This window comes from Streptomyces sp. NPDC004561, from assembly GCF_053602155.1.
The window spans coordinates 1-16904 of record NZ_JBSGDB010000174.1; the positions used below are offsets into that span (position 1 = coordinate 1).

Annotated in this window: 12 protein-coding genes; 3 read left to right on the forward strand and 9 right to left on the reverse strand. The window is 73.9% G+C overall.

Annotation, left to right across the window (positions count from 1 at the left end; genetic code table 11):
• Positions 1-563, reverse strand: a 563-nt coding sequence (locus ACWEN3_RS22685) for an MGDG synthase family glycosyltransferase (RefSeq protein ID WP_452973918.1), incomplete at its 3' end; no start/stop codon positions are given.
• Positions 564-871: 308 nt separating this feature from the next.
• On the opposite strand from ACWEN3_RS22685, the gene ACWEN3_RS22690 reads away from it, so the two are divergent.
• Positions 872-1690, forward strand: a complete 819-nt coding sequence (locus ACWEN3_RS22690) for a ribonuclease BN (protein WP_452973921.1) — start codon at positions 872-874, stop codon at positions 1688-1690.
• On the opposite strand, the gene ACWEN3_RS22695 is transcribed toward ACWEN3_RS22690, so the two are convergent.
• The 5 genes from ACWEN3_RS22695 to ACWEN3_RS22715 all read right to left on the reverse strand — a co-directional run bounded on the left by ACWEN3_RS22695 (position 1687) and on the right by ACWEN3_RS22715 (position 8723).
• A complete protein-coding gene (locus ACWEN3_RS22695) occupies positions 1687-4503 on the reverse strand; it encodes an NHLP bacteriocin export ABC transporter permease/ATPase subunit (RefSeq protein ID WP_452973892.1) in 2817 nt (938 codons plus the stop codon). The genes ACWEN3_RS22690 and ACWEN3_RS22695 overlap by 4 nt on opposite strands.
• 1 nt (position 4504) lies before the next feature.
• A complete protein-coding gene (locus tag ACWEN3_RS22700; RefSeq protein ID WP_452973895.1) occupies positions 4505-6739 on the reverse strand; it encodes an NHLP family bacteriocin export ABC transporter peptidase/permease/ATPase subunit in 2235 nt (744 codons plus the stop codon).
• On the reverse strand, positions 6736-7542 hold the full coding sequence (locus ACWEN3_RS22705) for an HlyD family efflux transporter periplasmic adaptor subunit (protein WP_452973898.1): 807 nt from the start codon (positions 7540-7542) through the stop codon (positions 6736-6738). Before ACWEN3_RS22705 ends, ACWEN3_RS22700 begins: the two co-directional genes overlap by 4 nt.
• A 101-nt stretch (positions 7543-7643) precedes the next feature.
• Positions 7644-7859 (reverse strand): type A2 lantipeptide, encoded by a 216-nt coding sequence (locus ACWEN3_RS22710; protein ID WP_452973901.1) that lies wholly within the window; start codon positions 7857-7859, stop codon positions 7644-7646.
• A 450-nt stretch (positions 7860-8309) separates the two neighbouring features.
• Complete coding sequence (locus ACWEN3_RS22715) at positions 8310-8723, reverse strand: PaaI family thioesterase (protein ID WP_452973903.1); 414 nt, start codon at positions 8721-8723, stop codon at positions 8310-8312.
• Positions 8724-8906: 183 nt separating this feature from the next.
• Here ACWEN3_RS22715 and ACWEN3_RS22720 point away from each other — a divergent pair, with 183 nt between their 5' ends.
• The gene (locus ACWEN3_RS22720; RefSeq protein ID WP_452973906.1) at positions 8907-10337 is read left to right on the forward strand and encodes a S1 family peptidase; all 1431 of its coding nucleotides are present in this window, start codon (positions 8907-8909) and stop codon (positions 10335-10337) included.
• Positions 10338-10431: 94 nt separating this feature from the next.
• On the opposite strand, the gene ACWEN3_RS22725 is transcribed toward ACWEN3_RS22720, so the two are convergent.
• Positions 10432-12588 carry a SpoIIE family protein phosphatase gene (locus ACWEN3_RS22725; RefSeq protein ID WP_452973924.1) on the reverse strand — a complete coding sequence of 719 codons (2157 nt, stop codon included), beginning with the start codon at positions 12586-12588 and terminating at the stop codon, positions 10432-10434.
• 352 nt (positions 12589-12940) lie between these two features.
• On the opposite strand from ACWEN3_RS22725, the gene ACWEN3_RS22730 reads away from it, so the two are divergent.
• A complete protein-coding gene (locus ACWEN3_RS22730; protein ID WP_452973909.1) occupies positions 12941-13546 on the forward strand; it encodes a response regulator transcription factor in 606 nt (201 codons plus the stop codon).
• 4 nt (positions 13547-13550) lie between these two features.
• On the opposite strand, the gene ACWEN3_RS22735 is transcribed toward ACWEN3_RS22730, so the two are convergent.
• Both ACWEN3_RS22735 and ACWEN3_RS22740 read right to left on the reverse strand, forming a co-directional pair.
• Positions 13551-15647: an ATP-binding cassette domain-containing protein gene (locus ACWEN3_RS22735; protein ID WP_452973912.1), complete on the reverse strand. Its 2097-nt coding sequence runs from the start codon at positions 15645-15647 to the stop codon at positions 13551-13553.
• The coding region (locus ACWEN3_RS22740) for an ATP-binding cassette domain-containing protein (RefSeq protein ID WP_452973915.1) at positions 15644-16904 on the reverse strand (1261 nt) is incomplete at its 5' end. The genes ACWEN3_RS22735 and ACWEN3_RS22740, both read right to left, overlap by 4 nt.

Below are 16904 nucleotides of genomic sequence, written 5' to 3' on the forward strand. Positions count from 1 at the left end.
CGCCGGTCGAACCGCTCCCGCCAGCGGGCGGCTCCGGGGGCCGGCGCCAGGAAGTCCGGCGCGACGACCGGCCCGGTGGTCACGGCCGGCGTGCCCAGACTCCGGCGCACCTCGCGCGCGGCCGCCTCCGTGAGGCACAGATAGCGGTCGTTGCCCGGATGCAGCCACTGCCGGTGCACCGCGAAGTCCACCAGGAAGACCGCGCTGGGCACCCGCAGCCGCCCCCGGGACCTGAGATGGCCGGTCAGCTGCGCGGCCAGGTGGAAGACGGACACCACCACGTCGGCGCCGAGGCGGTCCGCGAGCGCCAGCAGCCGGTCCCCGGCCAGCCGGGCCAGCGGCACACCGCTCGGGCGCGGCCCCGGGCCGTCGCGCAGCAACGCGCCGTAGACGCCCGCGTACACCCAGGGGACGTGCCGGACCGACGCCTGGTAGCCGCGGCGCAGTCCCGTCCCCAGGCCGCAGGGCAGCAGAGCGAGGACGTCGACCACGAACGGCTCGTGGCCGTACGCCTCGGCGCGTCTGGCCAGTTCGGCGGCGACCGTGTCGTGACCGGCGCCCATGCTCGCGCTCACGATCAGCGTCCGGCGGCGGCCGCGCTTCGGCGGGACCTGCTCCCCGTGGGGCACCTCGGCAGAAGTACGCACGGGGTCCGATTCTCCGGTGCGGACGCGGGCAAACCGGCGAACCCCGGCCTGTGTCGCACCCCCGGGACCGCCGTGCGGGTCCCGGCCGACCCATGTGGCGGTCTCCTCGGTGGCGGGCGGCCCGGTCCGTGCCAGAGTGAACCCGAGGCGTGCGATCACCTCGGCGACCAGCAGGGGGCGCCGCCGTGGACGGCGGCGAGCGCGAGACGGCGACGGGAGGAGCCGTGAGGCGGTGGCGGCGCGGCCTGCACCGCGCTTGGGAGTGGCTTCGGGTCCGGTCCCTGTTCACACACGGGCGTGAACTGGAACTGATGCACCGGGCGATGGGCTTCGCCACCCTGGCGCTGGTCACGCTGGCCCCGCTGCTGATCGTGGTCGCCGCCGCCGATCCGCTGGTCCGGGGCGGCTTCGCCTCCTGGCTCACCGACGGCATGGGGCTGTCCGGCCGGTCCGCGCGCGTGCTCACCGACGTCATCAGCCCGCCGCGCAACGTCATCGGCACCACGAGCGTCTGGAGCGCGGTCCTGCTCGCCGTCTTCGGCGTGTCCTTCGGGGGCAGCGTGCAGAACGCCTACGAGCGAATCTGGGGCCTCGCCTCCGGGCCCTGGCACCGGGTCTGGCGGCAGGCGACCTGGCTGGTGGTGCTGACGGGGTACCTCTACCAGGAGGTGGCGACGAAGTCGGCGCTGCACGGCTACCAGCGGATCCTGGTGTCCACGCTGAGCGGCGTGGCGTTCTTCTGGTGGGGGCAGCGCTTCCTGCTGGGCGACCAGATCCGCTGGCGCGACCTGCTGCCGGGGGCCCTGGCCACCGTGATCGGGCTGGCCGGGCTCAGGGCTTTCTCCTACCTCGTCTTCACCCCGCTCATCGTCACCAACGCCCTGAGCTACGGCGCGGTCGGCACCGTGCTCGTCGTCGAGTCCTGGCTCATCGGCGTCGGGTTCGTCATCTACGGGGGCGCCGTGTTCGGCCGCTGGTTCTGCGAACACCACTGGACGCCGACCCACCACGACGATCCGGACGACGAGGAGCAGACCGCCTAGGCCAGCTGCCGGCGCACCAGTTCGTGGAGCCGTCCCGCGGTGTCCGCGAGCAGGTCCGCCGGGGAGCCCTGCTGGACCACCTTGCCGTCCTCCATCACGATCACCCGGTCCGCGTCCAGCACCGTCGACAGCCGGTGGGCGATGACGATCCTGGTGGCGTTCAGCTTGCGGGTGCTCTCGATGACGATGCGCTGGGTGTCGTTGTCCAGGGCGCTGGTCGCCTCGTCGAAGAAGAGGATCCGCGGACGGCGGATCAGCGCCTGCGCGATCATCAGGCGCTGCCGCTGCCCGCCGGAGACCGCCCCGCTGCCCGAGACGATCGTGTGCAGGCCCATCGGCATCCGCTTGATGTCCTCCGCGAGCCCCGCCATCTCGGCCGCCGCCATCGCCTCCTCAGGCGTGTACGGCTCGGTGCCGCAGATGACGTCCAGGATGGAACCGGTGGACGGCTGGGCGTGCTGGAGGACGACTCCGCACTGGCGGCGCACCGCCGACTGGTCGAGCGCCGCGAGGTCCTGCCCGTCGTACAGCACGCTGCCCGAGACCGGGCGGTCGAAGCCGATGAGCAGACGCAGCAGGGTGGACTTGCCGCAGCCGCTCGGCCCGACGACCGCCACGAACTCGCCCGGCCGGACCGCGAAGGACACGTCGTCGAGGACGAGCGGGCCGTCGTCGGCGTACCGGAAGGACAGCCGGCGGGCCTCCAGCGCGCCCGAGAGCGGGCCGGGACGGGTGCTCGCCGTGCGGACCTCCGGTGTCGCGTCGAGCACCGGCCGGATCTCCTCGAACAGCGGCAGCGCCGCCACCGCCGACACGAACGAGCCGGTCAGCTGGGTGACCGAGGTCAGCACCATGGTCACCGAGGTGTTGAAGGTGAGGAAGTCCGCCGCCGAGAGCGTGCCCTTCGCGGGACCCGCCAGCAGCATGAACATAAGCAGGGTGCACACCGGCAGATAGACCGCGCCGAGCACCGTGGTGAGGTTCTTGATCCGGCCGACCTTCTGCTGGAGCTCCCGGCTGCGGGCGAACTCCCGCGCCCAGGCCGCGTACGCGTAGTTCTCGGCCGCGGCCACTCGCAGCTTGGGCAGGCCGCGCAGGGTCTGGAACGCCTGGTTGTTCAGCTTGTTGCCGAGCACCACCAGGCGCCGCTGCCAGCGCACCTGCCACAGCCCGAGCCCCAGGAACACCGCCGCGATGACGACGAGCATGCCGATCGCCGCGAGTGCCAGCGGGACGCTGTACCACAGCAGCAGGCCGAGGTTCATCGCGCCGACCGTCACCGACTGGGCGACCACGGGCCCGACGCCCGCCAGCAGCCGGCGCATCGCGCTGATCCCCATGGCGGCGCTGGCCAGTTCGCCGGTCGAGCGCTGGGTGAAGAACCGGGTGGGCAGCCGCAGCAGCCGGTCCCAGACGGCCGGCTGGAGCGCCGCCTCGATACGGCCCTCCAGCCGCAGGATGGACAGGTTCTCCAGCAGGGTGAAGGCCGCCGCCACCACGCCGCTCACCATCACCGCGAGGCACACCTGGACGATCAGGCCCGCCTGCGCCCGGGGCACGTACTCGCCGAGCACCTTGCCCGTCGCGACCGGCACCAGCGCGCCGATCGCCACCGTCACCAGCCCCGCGAGGAGCAGGCCGAGCAGGTCGCCGCGCGTGCCGCTCAGGCTGAACCGCAGCAGGCCCACCGGCCCCAGCCGCTTGTCGGGCAGCGGCCGGTAGAACATCACCGCGCGCGGTTCGAACTCCTCCGCGTTCGCCCGCTCGACCGGGGTCTCCCGGCCGGTGCCCGGGTGCACGGCCACATAGCCGCCGCGCCGCCACAGCAGGGCGACCGGCGCCCCGGACAGCGCCCGGTGCCCGACCAGCGGGCCCACGTTCTCCCGCCACCAGCGTCCGTCCAGCCGGACGGCACGGGTACGCACCCGCGAGGCCAGCGCCACCCGCTCGACCGGGTCGAGCCGCTCGCTCTCGGTGCCGCTCTGCGCCGGCTCGGCGAGGGCGATCCCGGCCGCCTCCGCGACCAGTTTGCAGGCCGCGTACGTGGCGTCGGCGTCGGCGGCCGTCGTACGGCGGGCCGAGCGCCTGCCGATGGAGGCCAGCAGAGTCTGGTCGGCCTCGGCGCGCACGGCCTCACCGGCCTTGATACCGGCGGCCGTGCGCGTCTCGTGGGTGCGCTCCAGCTGCTCGATCCAGCGGTCCAGGGCGGTCAGCAGCCGGTACTGCTGGTCGACCATGCTCTGCCACAGCGCGGGGTCCATCAGCAGGTCGGCGGCGGCCTCCGCGCCGTACAGCGAGCCGTACTGCACGCTGCCGGGCGGCACCTGCATCCAGAACACGTCGTCGTCGGCGGGGGCCTGGGTCCGCTCCTCGGCCATCGGCGCCTGGAACAGGACGGACAGCCCCCGGCCGACGCCCAGCGCGAGCGCGTACTCGAGGGGGCTCGTCGTGGGCGGCACGTACTGCGGGTTGCCGTACTCGTCGTAGGACCAGGTCTGGGTGTTGGCCGGCTGGTACAGCTCGCGCAGGTTGACCCGGTGCACCACGCAGTCCCGCACCGGGCGGGCCACCAGGGTGTGCTGGGGCCCGGCGACCGGGCCGAGCAGGAGCGCGCCCGCCCCGAGCCGGCCGAGGTGGTGCCAGTGCCCCTGCTGGGCGGCGTCCACCGCGAACAGGTCCAGGGCGCCGGCCGCGACCAGCCACAGCACCTGCGGACCCTCCAGGTCCAGTCGGTTGAAACCGGCGCAGTCGACCCGGGCGCCCAGCGAGCCGAGCGCGCCGAGGACCAGGTCGCCATCGTGCACGGACGTCATCTCACCGCTCCCTGACCAGCGCCGCGTACGCGCCGCCGCGCGCCACCAGCTCCTCGTGCCGTCCGCGCTCGACCACGGTGCCGTGCTGCAGTACGACGATCTCGTCGCTGTCGCGGACCGTGCTCAGCCGGTGCGCGATCACCACACAGGCGCAGCCGCGCCGGCGCAGGTTGTCCATCACGACCAGCTCCGTCTCCGCGTCCAGCGCGCTGGTCACCTCGTCCAGCACGAGGATGCTCGGCCCGCGCACCAGCGCCCGGGCGATCTCCAGGCGCTGGCGCTGGCCGCCGGAGAAGTTCCGGCCGTCCTGCTCGACCCGGCTGTGGACACCGCCGGGCCGGCGCATCACCACGTCGTACAGGGCCGCGTCCTTCAGCGCCTCCACCACCGCCTCGTCGGGGATCGAGGGGTCCCACAGGGCCACGTTGTCGCGGACCGAGCCCTCGAACAGGAACACCTCCTGGTCGACGAAGGAGACGGAGGCGGCGAGCGCGCCGCGCGGGATGTCCTCCAGCCGGCGCCCGTCGATGCGGATCACCCCGTCCCAGGGGGCGTACAGTCCCGAGATCAGCCTGGAGACGGTCGACTTGCCGCTGCCCGAGCCGCCGACCAGCGCCACCTGCTGCCCGGGGCCGACGGTCAGGTCGAAGCCGCTCAGCAGCGGCTTGTCCAGCGGGCTGTAGCCGAAGGTGACGTTCTCCAGCTCGACGTGGCCGTGCAGCCGTCGGGTGGAGTCACCCGCGCCGGGGCGGGCGTAGAGCGGGTCGGCCTGGAAGTTCTCCACGTCCTTCAGCCGGGCCACGTCGGCCGCGAAGTCCTGGATGCGGCCCGCCACGCCGTTGAGCCGGGTGAGGGGAGCGGTGAAGCGGGTGACCAGCGCCTGGAAGGCGACCAGCAGGCCCACCGAGATGTGCCCCTCGACCGCGCGCAGGCCGCCGATCCACAGGATCAGCGCGCTGTTGAAGGTGGCCAGCGTCGGCGCGACCACTCCCAGCCAGGCGCTCGGCACGCCGAGGCGCTGCTGCTCCTCCAGCGTGGTGGCGTGCTGTCCGGCCCACTTGCGGAAGTAGCCGTCCTCGCCGCCGGTCGCCTTCATCGTCTCGATCAACTGCAGCCCGGTGTACGACGTGTTGGTCAGCCGGGCGGTGTCCGCGCGCAGCTTGGCCGTCCGGGTCGCGCGCAGCCGTACTACCATCCGCATCGCCACCACGTTCAGCAGGGCCACGCCGATGCCGAGGAACGTCAGCTGCGGGTCGTAGGTGTAGAGGAGCACCGCGTACAGCACGACGACGATCGCGTCCACGCCGGCCGCGGCGAGGTCCCGGGCGAGGGTCTCCGCCACCTGGTCGTTGGACTGCAGGCGCTGCACCAGGTCGGCGGGGGAGCGCTGGGCGAAGAACGTCACCGGCAGCCGCAGCAGATGGCGCAGGAAGCGGGCGCTGGAGAGGGTGGAGGAGATGATCCGGCCGTGCAGCAGGTTGGCCTGCTGGAGCCAGGTCAGCACCAGGGTGAGCAGCACACAGGTGGCCATCGAGGCGAACAGCACGCCCAGCAGCGAGGTCTGCCCGCCGATGAGGAACATGTCGATGTAGGTGCGGCTGAGCGCCGGTACGGCCGCGCCGACCGCGACCAGCAGCAGGCTGGCCAGCATCGCGGCGGGCAGGGTGCCGGCGGTGCCGCGCAGCCGGGCGGGCATCGCACCGAGCACGCCGGGTCTGCGCCCGCCCCTGGTGAAGCCCTCACCGGGCTCCAGCACCAGCACGACACCGGTGAAGCTGCCGTCGAACTCCTCCATGGGAACGAAACGGCGGCCCTTGGCCGGGTCGTTGATGTGGACGCCCCGCCGGCCGAAGCGGCGGCCCATGCCGTCGTAGACGACGTAGTGGTTGAACTCCCAGAAGAGGATGGCCGGGGCGCGCACCTCGGCGAGGGCGGCCAGGTCCATCTGCATGCCCTTGGCGGTCAGGCCGTAACCGCGCGCCGCCTTCAGCAGGTTGCTGGCCCGGGAGCCGTCCCGGGAGACACCGCAGGCGATGCGCAGCTCCTCCAGCGGCACATGCCGGCCGTAGTGGCCGAGGACCATCGCGAGGGAGGCGGCCCCGCACTCGACGGCCTCCATCTGGAGCACGGTGGGGGTACGGACCGTGCCGGAGCGGGACTTGGGGACCGGGCGCCGCGCTGGGGCTGCCCGTCTGCGGCCCCGGGTCTGCCGGGGGTCGCCGGTCTGAACGGTCACGGGAGCAGCCAATCGACGGGATGCTGGTCGGCCAGCCTGATCGAACCGGAGGCGAGGGTCATGGAGTCGAGCCGGAACGGCGGTCCGTCGGCGGTGGACCACCGGTAACCGCTCTTCGTGCCCGTGGCCCGGTCCAGTTCGACCAGTACGGCCACCGGGCGGCCCTGGTGCGTGAACTGCTCGCCGAGCTGGCTGTCGCCGAGGAACGCGGCGATGGACTGGGCGGACTGCGCGGTGCGGTCCACCGACTTCACCCGGCCGCGCAGCACGCCGTACCGCTGCGCCGGCACCGAGGACACGGTGAGGTCCACGGAGGCGCCCGCGGGGATGGCGGCGGCGTTCTCGGCGGGGACGTACACGGTCGCGTAGAGCGGGTCGGAGGCCCGGGCGGCCTTCTCGACGGCGGCCACGCTGGTGCCGGTCTGGATGATCTGGCCGATGGTGGCGGCGAGCGTGGTGACACGGCCCGCGGCGACCGTGCGGACCACCGAATCACCCTGTGCGGTACGGACCTTGAGGACCGGGGCGTTCGCGGGCAGTTGCTCGCCCTGCCGGGCGAGGACCGCCGTGACCTGCCCGGCCACGGGGCTCTGCAGCAGGTAACTGCCCTGCCCGTGGGTGAGGATGGCCTGCGCGCTCACCGTGGAGGCGACCGACCCGGTCACCGCCCAGACGGAGGCCGCCGCCATGACGACGACGGTGACGCCCAGCGCGAGCCAGCCCTGCGGACGGGCGAGACGCACCGGGAGGTCCAGCTCCTCCGGTGACTGGAGCTTGGCGAGGGCCTGTTGGCGGAACTGCACGGAACTTCCCTCACCTGTGGGAGAGACGCGGGTGTTTCAGGGCATCCGAGAGCCCCGGAGCCGAGGGACGGCTCCGGGACTACCGATGCGACGAGGCGCGATCAGAGACCGGCGACCAGGCCGGCAACCGGGGCCACGTTCAGGCCGGTGACACCCTCGGTCGTGCCGACGGCGGTGTCGACCAGGCCGGAAACCGGGGCGATGCCGTTGACGGCACCGGTCACGGTGTTGAGGGCGTTCACGGAAAGACCGCCGGAGACGTTGTCCAGCTCGGCGTCCGAGATCTCGACGGTCTCGACCTGGGGGGTGGAGTTCATGATGGAACTTCCCTTCATATGGATATTCACAAGGGGGAGAGCGGCCCCCTCTGGGGTCAGACGGACGGCCGCGACCGCGGGCGCCGGGCACCGTCTCCGGGGCCCGTCGGACCCCCGCGGTGCGATGGATCAAAGCACGCACGAGGGGCGCGCTTCCAATCAACCAGTGCTCTCACCAGGGAACTTGGCCCGCGAGTGGATCCATCCGTGCAGGCGTGTGCACGTCGTGTCGGCGACTCCTTCACATGCCGCACGGCATCGGCGCGCGCGAAGGCTTGCCCGCCCGTCGGCGAATCCGGCACTCCGCGCCAATGGCGTGCAGGGGGGCGCGCGGATGTGCAGATCCGCTGACGGTGGTGACTTGGTTGAGTATTCAATGTGCAGATTCCCTGAAGCAGGGATTCCGGTGCGTCTCCGCAGCTGAACGTTACGGATCAGTAGCCGAGCGTGTCAGCCCAGGATCGCGTAGACGGTGCTCGCCCGGGCCGCGAGCGCGCCCGAGTCCGCGTCGCTCAGGGTGATGTCCGCGAAGGCCGTCCGGCGGTCCAGCTTCGTCAGGACCGCCTCGATCAGGACATCCGAACCCGTCACCGCCCGCTGGAACGACGTCGACTGCTGCACCGTCGTCATCGGCACGAAGCCGCCGCGCGCGGCCGACACCGCGATCACCGTCGCCGTGTCGGCGGCCGCCATCAGCGCCTGTCCCGACAGACCCCCGCCCTCCCGCGCCAGCCGGTCCGACCAGGGCAGACGCAGGACCGCGCGATCCTCGCCCACCGACTCGACGGTCAGACCCAGATCGAGCACCCACGGGGCGAAGTTGGCGGAGAGGATCTTGTCGGCTTCGGCGCTGGTCATCGTCATATGGGGGATTGTTCCCGGCCGCCGCGCGCGGCACGCGGAGCATGGCCGATTCGCCCTCGCGCCACGGCGGTTGGGAAACGGAATTGAACACACCGTGCGGCCGGTGCGTACGTACGGCCATCCAGGCGCCCCGATCAGAACTGCCCATGAGCGGCAGACCCCCGTCACCAGGAGGTCGAGAAGTTGAGTCACAAGCGAATGCCCAAGCGCAAAGCCGCGATAGCGGTGGGCGGTGTCGCGGCGCTCGGAGCGGCGGCCCTCCTGCTGCCCAACGCGAACGCCTCACAGGACAAGAACCAGGCGCAGGGCGCCACCGGCAGCACGCAGACCTTCAAGGCCAAGGACGCCTCGAACCTCGCCGCCCAGCTGCAGAAGGCACTGGGCGGCGCCATGGCCGGCTCCTACTACGACAGCGCCAAGAAGCAGCTCGTCGTCAACGTGGTCAGCGGCGACAACAACGTGATCGTCCAGGCGAAGAAGGCGGGCGCGGTCGTCCGCAAGGTGAACAACAGCACCGCGGACCTCAAGGCCGCGGCGAAGACCCTGAAGACCAAGGCGACGATCCCCGGCACCTCCTGGGCGATCGACCCGCGCACCGACAAGGTCCAGGTCACCGCCGACAGCTCCGTCACCGGCGCCAAGTGGGACAGACTGCAGTCGACCGTGCGCAGCCTCGGCTCCGGCACGGCGACCCTGAAGAAGTCCGGCGGCGCCTTCAAGACCCTCGTCTCGGGCGGCGACGCCATCTTCGCCCAGGTGCAGGGCGGCGGGGTCCGCTGCTCCCTCGGCTTCAACGTCAAAGCCTCCGACGGCAGCCCCGCCTTCCTGACGGCCGGTCACTGCGGCGTCGCCGCCAAGGACTGGTCCGACTCCCAGAACGGGAAGCCCGTCGCCACCGTCGACCAGGCCAAGTTCCCGGGCAACGACTTCTCCCTCGTCAAGTACAACGACCCCGCCACGCAGACGGCGAGCGAGGTCAACGTCGGCAACGGCCAGACCGTCAACATCACCCAGGCCGCCGACGCCACGGTCGGCGAGACCGTGTTCCGGATGGGCTCCACCACCGGTCTGCACAACGGTCAGGTGACCGGCCTCGACGCCACGGTCAACTTCCAGAGCGAGACGAACCCCGGCGGCGTCGACACCGTCAACGGCCTCATCCAGACCAACGTCTGCGCCGAGGCCGGCGACAGCGGCGGCTCCCTGTTCACCCAGGACGGCAGCGCCGTCGGCCTGACCTCCGGCGGCAGCGGCGACTGCACCAACGGCGGCGAGACCTTCTTCCAGCCGGTCACCGCGGCCCTCCAGGCCACCGGCGCCACCCTCGGCAACGGCGGCAACAACGGCGGTAACAACGGCGGCAACGCGGGCAACGGCGCCGGGGGCCAGTCCGGCTCCGCCGCCCCGTCGGCCTCGGCGGGCGACCAGTCGGGCGCTTCCGGCGCCGGTGGCCAGTCCGGCGCGGGCAGCGCCGCTCCGTCGGCCTCGGCCGGTGACCAGTCCGGCAGTGGCGCGGCGAGCGACCCCGCGGGCAGCGCCAGCGCTCCCGCCGGCAGCGCACCCGCAGGCAGCGGCTCGGCCGGCGACGGCTCGTCGCTCACCTCCACGGGCTGAGCCGGCACCCCGAACCCCTGCCCGCCTCACCGCGGTTCCGGTGGGCAGGGACGGTCCGGTCCTCCGGCGGGAGGGCCGGACCACGGTGCGCGCGTCAGCCGTCGTCGCGCGCCCGCAGCAGCAGCACGGCCACGTCGTCCGCCCGCTGCCCGGCCGCCACGCTGTGCCGGACGACCTCGTCCGCGAGGCTCTCCAGCGGCCGGTCGCCGGCCTCCGCGAGCAGCGCGCCCAGGTCGACCAGGGCGTCCTCGATGTCGACATCGGGGGACTCGACCAGGCCGTCCGTGTACAGCACGAGGACCGAGCCGGGCGTGAGGGAGACCTCGGTGGTCGGATACACCGCCGACGTGTCGATGCCCAGCAGCGGGCCCCCGGCCAGGTCCAGCACCCGCACCCGCCCGTCCGGCCGTCTCAGCAGCGGCGGCGGATGCCCCGCCCGCGCCATGACGGCCCGCCCGCACGCGGGATCGAGCCGCAGATACAGACAACTGGCGAACAGGTCCGCACCGAGGTCGATCAGCAGCCGGTTGGTGCTGCTCATGACCTCTTGCGGGTCCTGCCCGACCGTGGTGTACGCGCGGACCCCGGTGCGGATCTGGCCCATCAGGCCGGCCGCCGTCACGTTGTGCCCCTGGACGTCCCCGATCACCGCCGCCGGCAGCGGCCGGGCCGGCACCAGGTCGTAGAAGTCCCCGCCGATGTCCATGCCGTGAGTGGCCGGCAGATAGCGGGCGGCCGCCTCGATGCCCGGCAGCCGCGCCAGTGAGTGCGGCAGCAGCGCCTGCTGCAGCCCGTGCGCCAGCCGGTGCTTGGCGTCGTAGAGCTGGGCCCGCGCCAGGGCCTGTGCGATCAGCCCGCCGAGGGAGGTCAGCACGGCCCGCTCGTCGGCGGGGAAGACATGCGGCTCGGCGTAGGCCAGCACACAGGTGCCGACCGGTCGCCCGGACGCGATCAGCGGCAGGTACGCCCAGGCGGCGAAGCCGTCCGGGGTCTCCTGCCGGTTCGGGTACAGCCGTTCGAGCTGCTCCTGCGAGTCGAAGAAGGCGGGCACCCCGCTGTTGAGCACGTGCGTGCCCGGGGTCCGCTCGCTCAGCGGGAGCCCGTCGAAGCGCTCCACGACCCGCGGGTCCGCGTACCCGTGATGACCCAGCAGGTGCAGCCGCCCGGCCTGGGACCCGAGGATCACCATCCCCTGGCTGCCGACCGACGGGGCCACCTCGTCCCAGACCAGCTGCACCACGTCCTGCACGCCCACCGCCTCGGTCAGCGCCCCCGCGAGGCTCAGCACCTGCGAGATCGTCACCAGCCGGGACGGAGCGGGACCGCCCGTCTCCGGGGCGCCGCCCTGCGCCATCTCCGCCACCGCCCGGGTCCGGCTGACACGCATGCTCAGTCCGGTCCTGCTCGGATACAGCCGGAACGACAGCCACTCGCCCGGCGGCCGGACCGCCACGAACGACGTCACCTCCTGGCTGAGCAGCGCCGCCCGGTACCGGTCCTCGTACATCGGGTCGTTCAGCCAGGGGATCGCCACCCAGGGCAAGGTGCCGAGCAGATCGGAGACCGCCACCCCGAGCAGCTCGGCGGCCGCCGCGTTGGCGAAGGAGATCCGGCCGTGCAGATCCAGCGCCATCAGCCCGTACGGCAGCCGGGCCACCAGCCGTACCGCCTCCACCGAGCCCAGCGCGTCCGCCCGGCCGGCCAGCGGCGCCTCGACCACGTCGGCCTCGTGGGCGAGCCGCCGGCCCGCCTCCGCGTCCCGCTCCAGCCGCAGGGCCAGCCGCTCGCAGGCCGCCGTCAGATGCAGCCGCTCCCCGCCGGACAGCTCCGGCGGATGGGACCCGGGGAAGGTCACGAACACCGCGCCGTGGACCCTGCTCGCGGTCGCCACGGGCAGCGCGGCGAGCGCGAACGGGTACGGCAGCACCACCGCGATCCGCGGATAGCGGCGCGCCATCTCCTCCTCGCCGCCCACCCACACCAGCCGCTGCTCCCGCACCGCGTCCGCGACCGGCAGCGGCGCGCTCAGTCCCACCCGTTCCCACGGCGCGGCGAACGCGCGCGGCAGTCCCGCGTGCACGGCCATCTCGAGCACCGGCTCATCGGGTCTGAGCAGGTACACCGCGCCCGAGTGGGCGCGCACCTCCTCCAGCATGGCGGCCAGCGTGACCGACAGCAGCGGCCGGCCGACCGCCGTCCCTGCGAGCGTCGGGACCTGCTCCAGCGCCGGCCCGTCGGACACGCCGACCACCTCCTCGCCCGGCCGCGCGTCGCATCCGTCCAGGATCAGGACTCGTCCTTCAGGGACCAAGACTCCCTCGCGGCGGCGCCCGGCGCACGGCGAGCACCCCCGCACCGCACCCGGCGGCCGTCCCGGCCGGTGCCCGCGCGCTCTGCGGCGAACGCGTTCAGGTACCCCCGCCGCCCCCGTCCATGCCCCCACAGTCGATGCGCGCGGTGGCGTACGGGCGCCCTGTGTGCGCCCCCGCGCAACTTGATGGCCGGATCTCCGCGCCCGCGAACGGTGACGGCCGCCAACAATGGGGCACGCGCTCAAGACCTGAGAACGATTCACGAAGTACGGCGAGCCGAGGGGGCGGACAGTGATCCGGGTTGTTCTGGTGCACGACGCGTGTCTGGTGCGATCGGTCCTGGCGGAGTGGCTGCGCGGCGAACCCGGACTCGACGTGGACGACACGCCCTGGCGCGGGGCGGCCGCACGGGTGCGGTCGTTATGTCCGGACGTGTGCGCGGCGGACCTGGACTGTGCGGCCGGCCACGGGACGCCGCCGCTGGGTGAGCTGTGTCCGCCCGGCATCGGCAGGCCGCCGGCGCTCGTGGTGCTGGCCGACGCCAGCCGGCCGGGCCTGCTGAAGCGGGCCGCCGAGGCGGGCGCGCTGGGCTTCGTCGACAAGGCGGGCTCACCGGACCGGCTGCTGCGCGCCATACGGTCCGTCGCGGAGAGGGAACGTTTTATCGATGCCTCGCTGGGCTTCGGCTTCCTCAAGGCGGCCGAGATGCCGCTGACCAGACGCGAGCTGAGCGTACTCTCCCTGGCGGCCGGGGGAGCGTCCATGGCGGAGATCGCCCGCAGTCTGCACCTGTCCCACGGCACGGTCCGCAACTACATGGCCGCCATCACCCGCAAGACGGGAGCCCGCAACCGGATCGACGCGATCCGAATATCCCGGGGGGAGGGGTGGGTGTGACCCCCTAGCGGGCCAGCGGCGCGCGCCGGGCCGTCCAGCCGCCGACCAGGTCCCGGTACAGGGCAGAGGTCCGCAACAGTTCGTCGTGCGTGCCGCAGGCCGTGTGCGCGCCGTCCATGACCAGGATCCGGTCGGCGCGGCGGGCGGAGCTGATCCGGTGCGCGACGACCACCAGCGTGCCGCCCGGGCGCGCCGCGAAGGCCCGTTCCGCCCGCGCCTCCGCCGCCGGGTCGAGATGGCAGGTCGCCTCGTCCAGCAGGGCGAGCGGGGCGGGCGAGAGATAGGCCCGGGTCAGCGCGATCAGCTGCCGCTCACCCGCCGACAGGGCCGGCGGATCGACCCGGCCGCCGGGGCCGCCCAGCGCCTCCAGCAGCGGGGCCAGCCCGATGGCCTCGGCGGCCGCCAGCAGCTCCGCCTCCGGCACCGGGCCGGGGCGGAAGAGGGCCAGGTTCTCGGCGAGGGTCCCGCTGTGGACGTACGCCTCCTGCGGCACCAGCACCCGCAGCGCGGCCGCCTCCGGGGCCGGTACGCCGTGCCCGTACACCCGCACCGTGCCCCGCCCGGGCCGCAGCAGCCCGGCCACCAGCCCCGCCAGCGTCGACTTCCCGATCCCGCTCGGCCCGACGACGGCCAGATGCCCGCCCGCCGGGACATCGAGCACGAGCCCGTCCAGCACGGGCTCGCTCGCGGCACCGTAGGCGAAGGTGACGGAGGCGAGGGACAACGCGGGAACGGGACCGAGCGCCTCCGGCGACGGGGGCGGCCGGTGGGTGCTGCGCCCGCCGTTGGACGGCGTGTCGGGCTGGTGCGGAGTGCGTCCGTCATCGGACGGGGTGCCGGGCGGGTGCGGACTGCGCACGTCATTCGACGGCGTGTCCAGCCGCAGCGGACTGTGTCCGTCGTGCGGTGTGTCCAGCTGATCCGGTGTGCGTCCGTCGTACGACGGTGTGTCCGGCCGACCCGGTGTGCGTCCGTCATTGGACGGAGTGTCCAACGGCCGCGCGCTGCGCACGTCGTCCGACGGAGTGTCCAGCTGAAGCGGACTGTCTCCGCCATCGTCCAGTCGGCGCGGACTTCGCTCGTCCGCCGGAGGCTGCCCGCTCGGGGACGCGTCCGCCGGTGCTTTCGCGGCCGGGGGCCCGACGCCGACGGGCGGCCCGGACTGCGTGGGTACGGCCTTGGGCCGCTCCCTCGGCGATGCCGTGAGGCGGCGCAACACCACCGTCAGGCGGGCGCCGCTGGTGCCGAGGCCGTGGACCAGGTTCTGCAGGGCGGGCAGCAGGGACTGGGTGACGTAGGCCAGCGCGCCGACCAGGGCGCCCGGCGTGACGCCGTGACCGAGCAGCCAGGGGGCGGCGGCCAGCAGCAGCACCACGGGCAGCTGGCCCCCCACCGCGAGCGCCGCCACGCGGGCCACGCTCCAGCGGGCCAGGGCACGCGCCGACCGCTGCTCCGCCGCGATCCGCTCCCCGGTGTCCGCGGCGACCCGCGCCTCGGCCCCGGCCGCCGTGACGTCCCGCAGCCCGGGGCACACGGCGCCCAGTTCCCCGGCCAGTGCCTCGTCGGTGGCCAGGAACGCCTCCTGACGGCGGGCCAGCGGCCGGAGCGTCGCCGCGAACAGCGCCACTCCGGCGAGCAGCGGGGGCACCACGACCGCCAGCAGCAGCGGGGCCAGGGAGAACAGGCCGACGAGCGCGCCGGCGGCGGTGAACACGAACGAGCGGGAGACCATCACCAGACCGGCCAGGCTGTCCCTGGCGAGCTCCACCTGCTGGGTGAGCCCGGACAGCGCCCCGGTGTCGGCCTCCCGGACCCCGCGCGCGACCACCGCCGTCACCAGCCGGTCCCGTACCGGTTCCACCAGCGCGGCGACCACGCCGTACACCCGCCCGGTGCCGTACGCCCCGACGCCCACGGCGAGTCCCGCGCCCCCCAGCCACAGCAGACCCGTCCGGGTGTCCCCGGCCAGGAACCCGGCGTCCAGCGCCCGCGCGAGGGCGTACCCCAGCACGAAGGTCTGCCCGGCCTCCAGCACGGACCAGGCGGCCAGGCGGGCGAGCACCCGCCACCGCGCCCGCAGGACCGCGAGTATGTCCCTCACACCGGCTCCTCCGTGCCGTCCGCGAACACCGCCCGGTACTCCGCGTCCCGCCACAGCTCCTGGTGCGGTCCCACCGCCCGCACCCGGCCCGCGTCCAGCCAGGCGACCGCGTCCGCGCGGGCCGCGGTCGCCGCGCGGTGGGCGATCAGGAGGCGGGTCGGGCCCGGTCCGGAGGCGAGCAGCGAGCCGGCTATCTGGTGCTCGGTGACCGTGTCGAGGCTGGAGAGGGCGTCGTCCAGGACCAGCAGCCGGCCGCCGTGCGCGAACGCGCGGGCCAGGCCGAGACGCTGGGACTCGCCGCCGGAGCGCGGAGCGTCCGCGCAGCGGGTCGCGTAGCCGTCGGGCAGGCGGCGGACGAAATCGTCGGCGCGGGCCCGGCGGGCGGCCGAGCGGACGGCGGCCGGGGAGGGCGCGGCGAGGCCGAACCCGATGGTGTCCTCGATCGTCGTGCCGAGCAGGGCGGGCCGTTCGAAGGCGTAGGCGACGGCACGGCGCAGCTCGGCGTGGCCGAGGTCGCGCAGCGGGACGCCGTCGAGGCGGACCTCGCCCGCGTCCGGGTCGGCGAGCCGGCCGGCCAGCTCCGCGAGCAGCGACTTGCCGGTGCCGGAGCGGCCGACGACGGCGAGGGTCGAGCCGCCCGGCACGACCAGGTCCACGCCGTCCAGGACGGCACGCCCGCCCCGCGCGGCGGTCACGCCCCGCAGCTCCAGCCGGCCGGGGCCGGCCGGCAGCCGCCGGGTGCCGTGGGCGGGGGAGGGCTCGGCCAGTACCTCGGCGAGCCGTCCGGTCGCCGCGCGGGCCCGGCCGAGCGCGGCCAGCTGCCCGACCAGCACGCCGACGCCCGTGGCGAGCACCGCGTACCGGGAGGCGGCCAGCACCTCGCCCACCGACAGGCGGTGCCGGGCCAGCAGCAGTCCGGCCACCGCCAGCACCCCCAGGTTCAGCAGCGGCGCCACCGTGACCGCCTGCGCGGCCGCCCGCCCCTGCACCCGCCACATCCGGTGCCCGGCAGTCGACAGTTCGGGCAGCGGCGTCAGGATGCGCGCCGTCTCGCGGTCCTCGGCGCCCGCGGCGCGGATGGTGCGATGGCCGTCGACGGCCTCCGCGAGCGCGGCCGCGATCCTGCCCTGCGTCCGCTGGTAGTCGGCCGCGCAGGCCGAGGTGTCACGGGCGAAGGCGCGCAGCAGCAGGGCCAGGACCGGCGCGCCGGCCAGGAGGACGGCCGCCAGCCACGGGTCGATGAGGCCGAGCGCCACC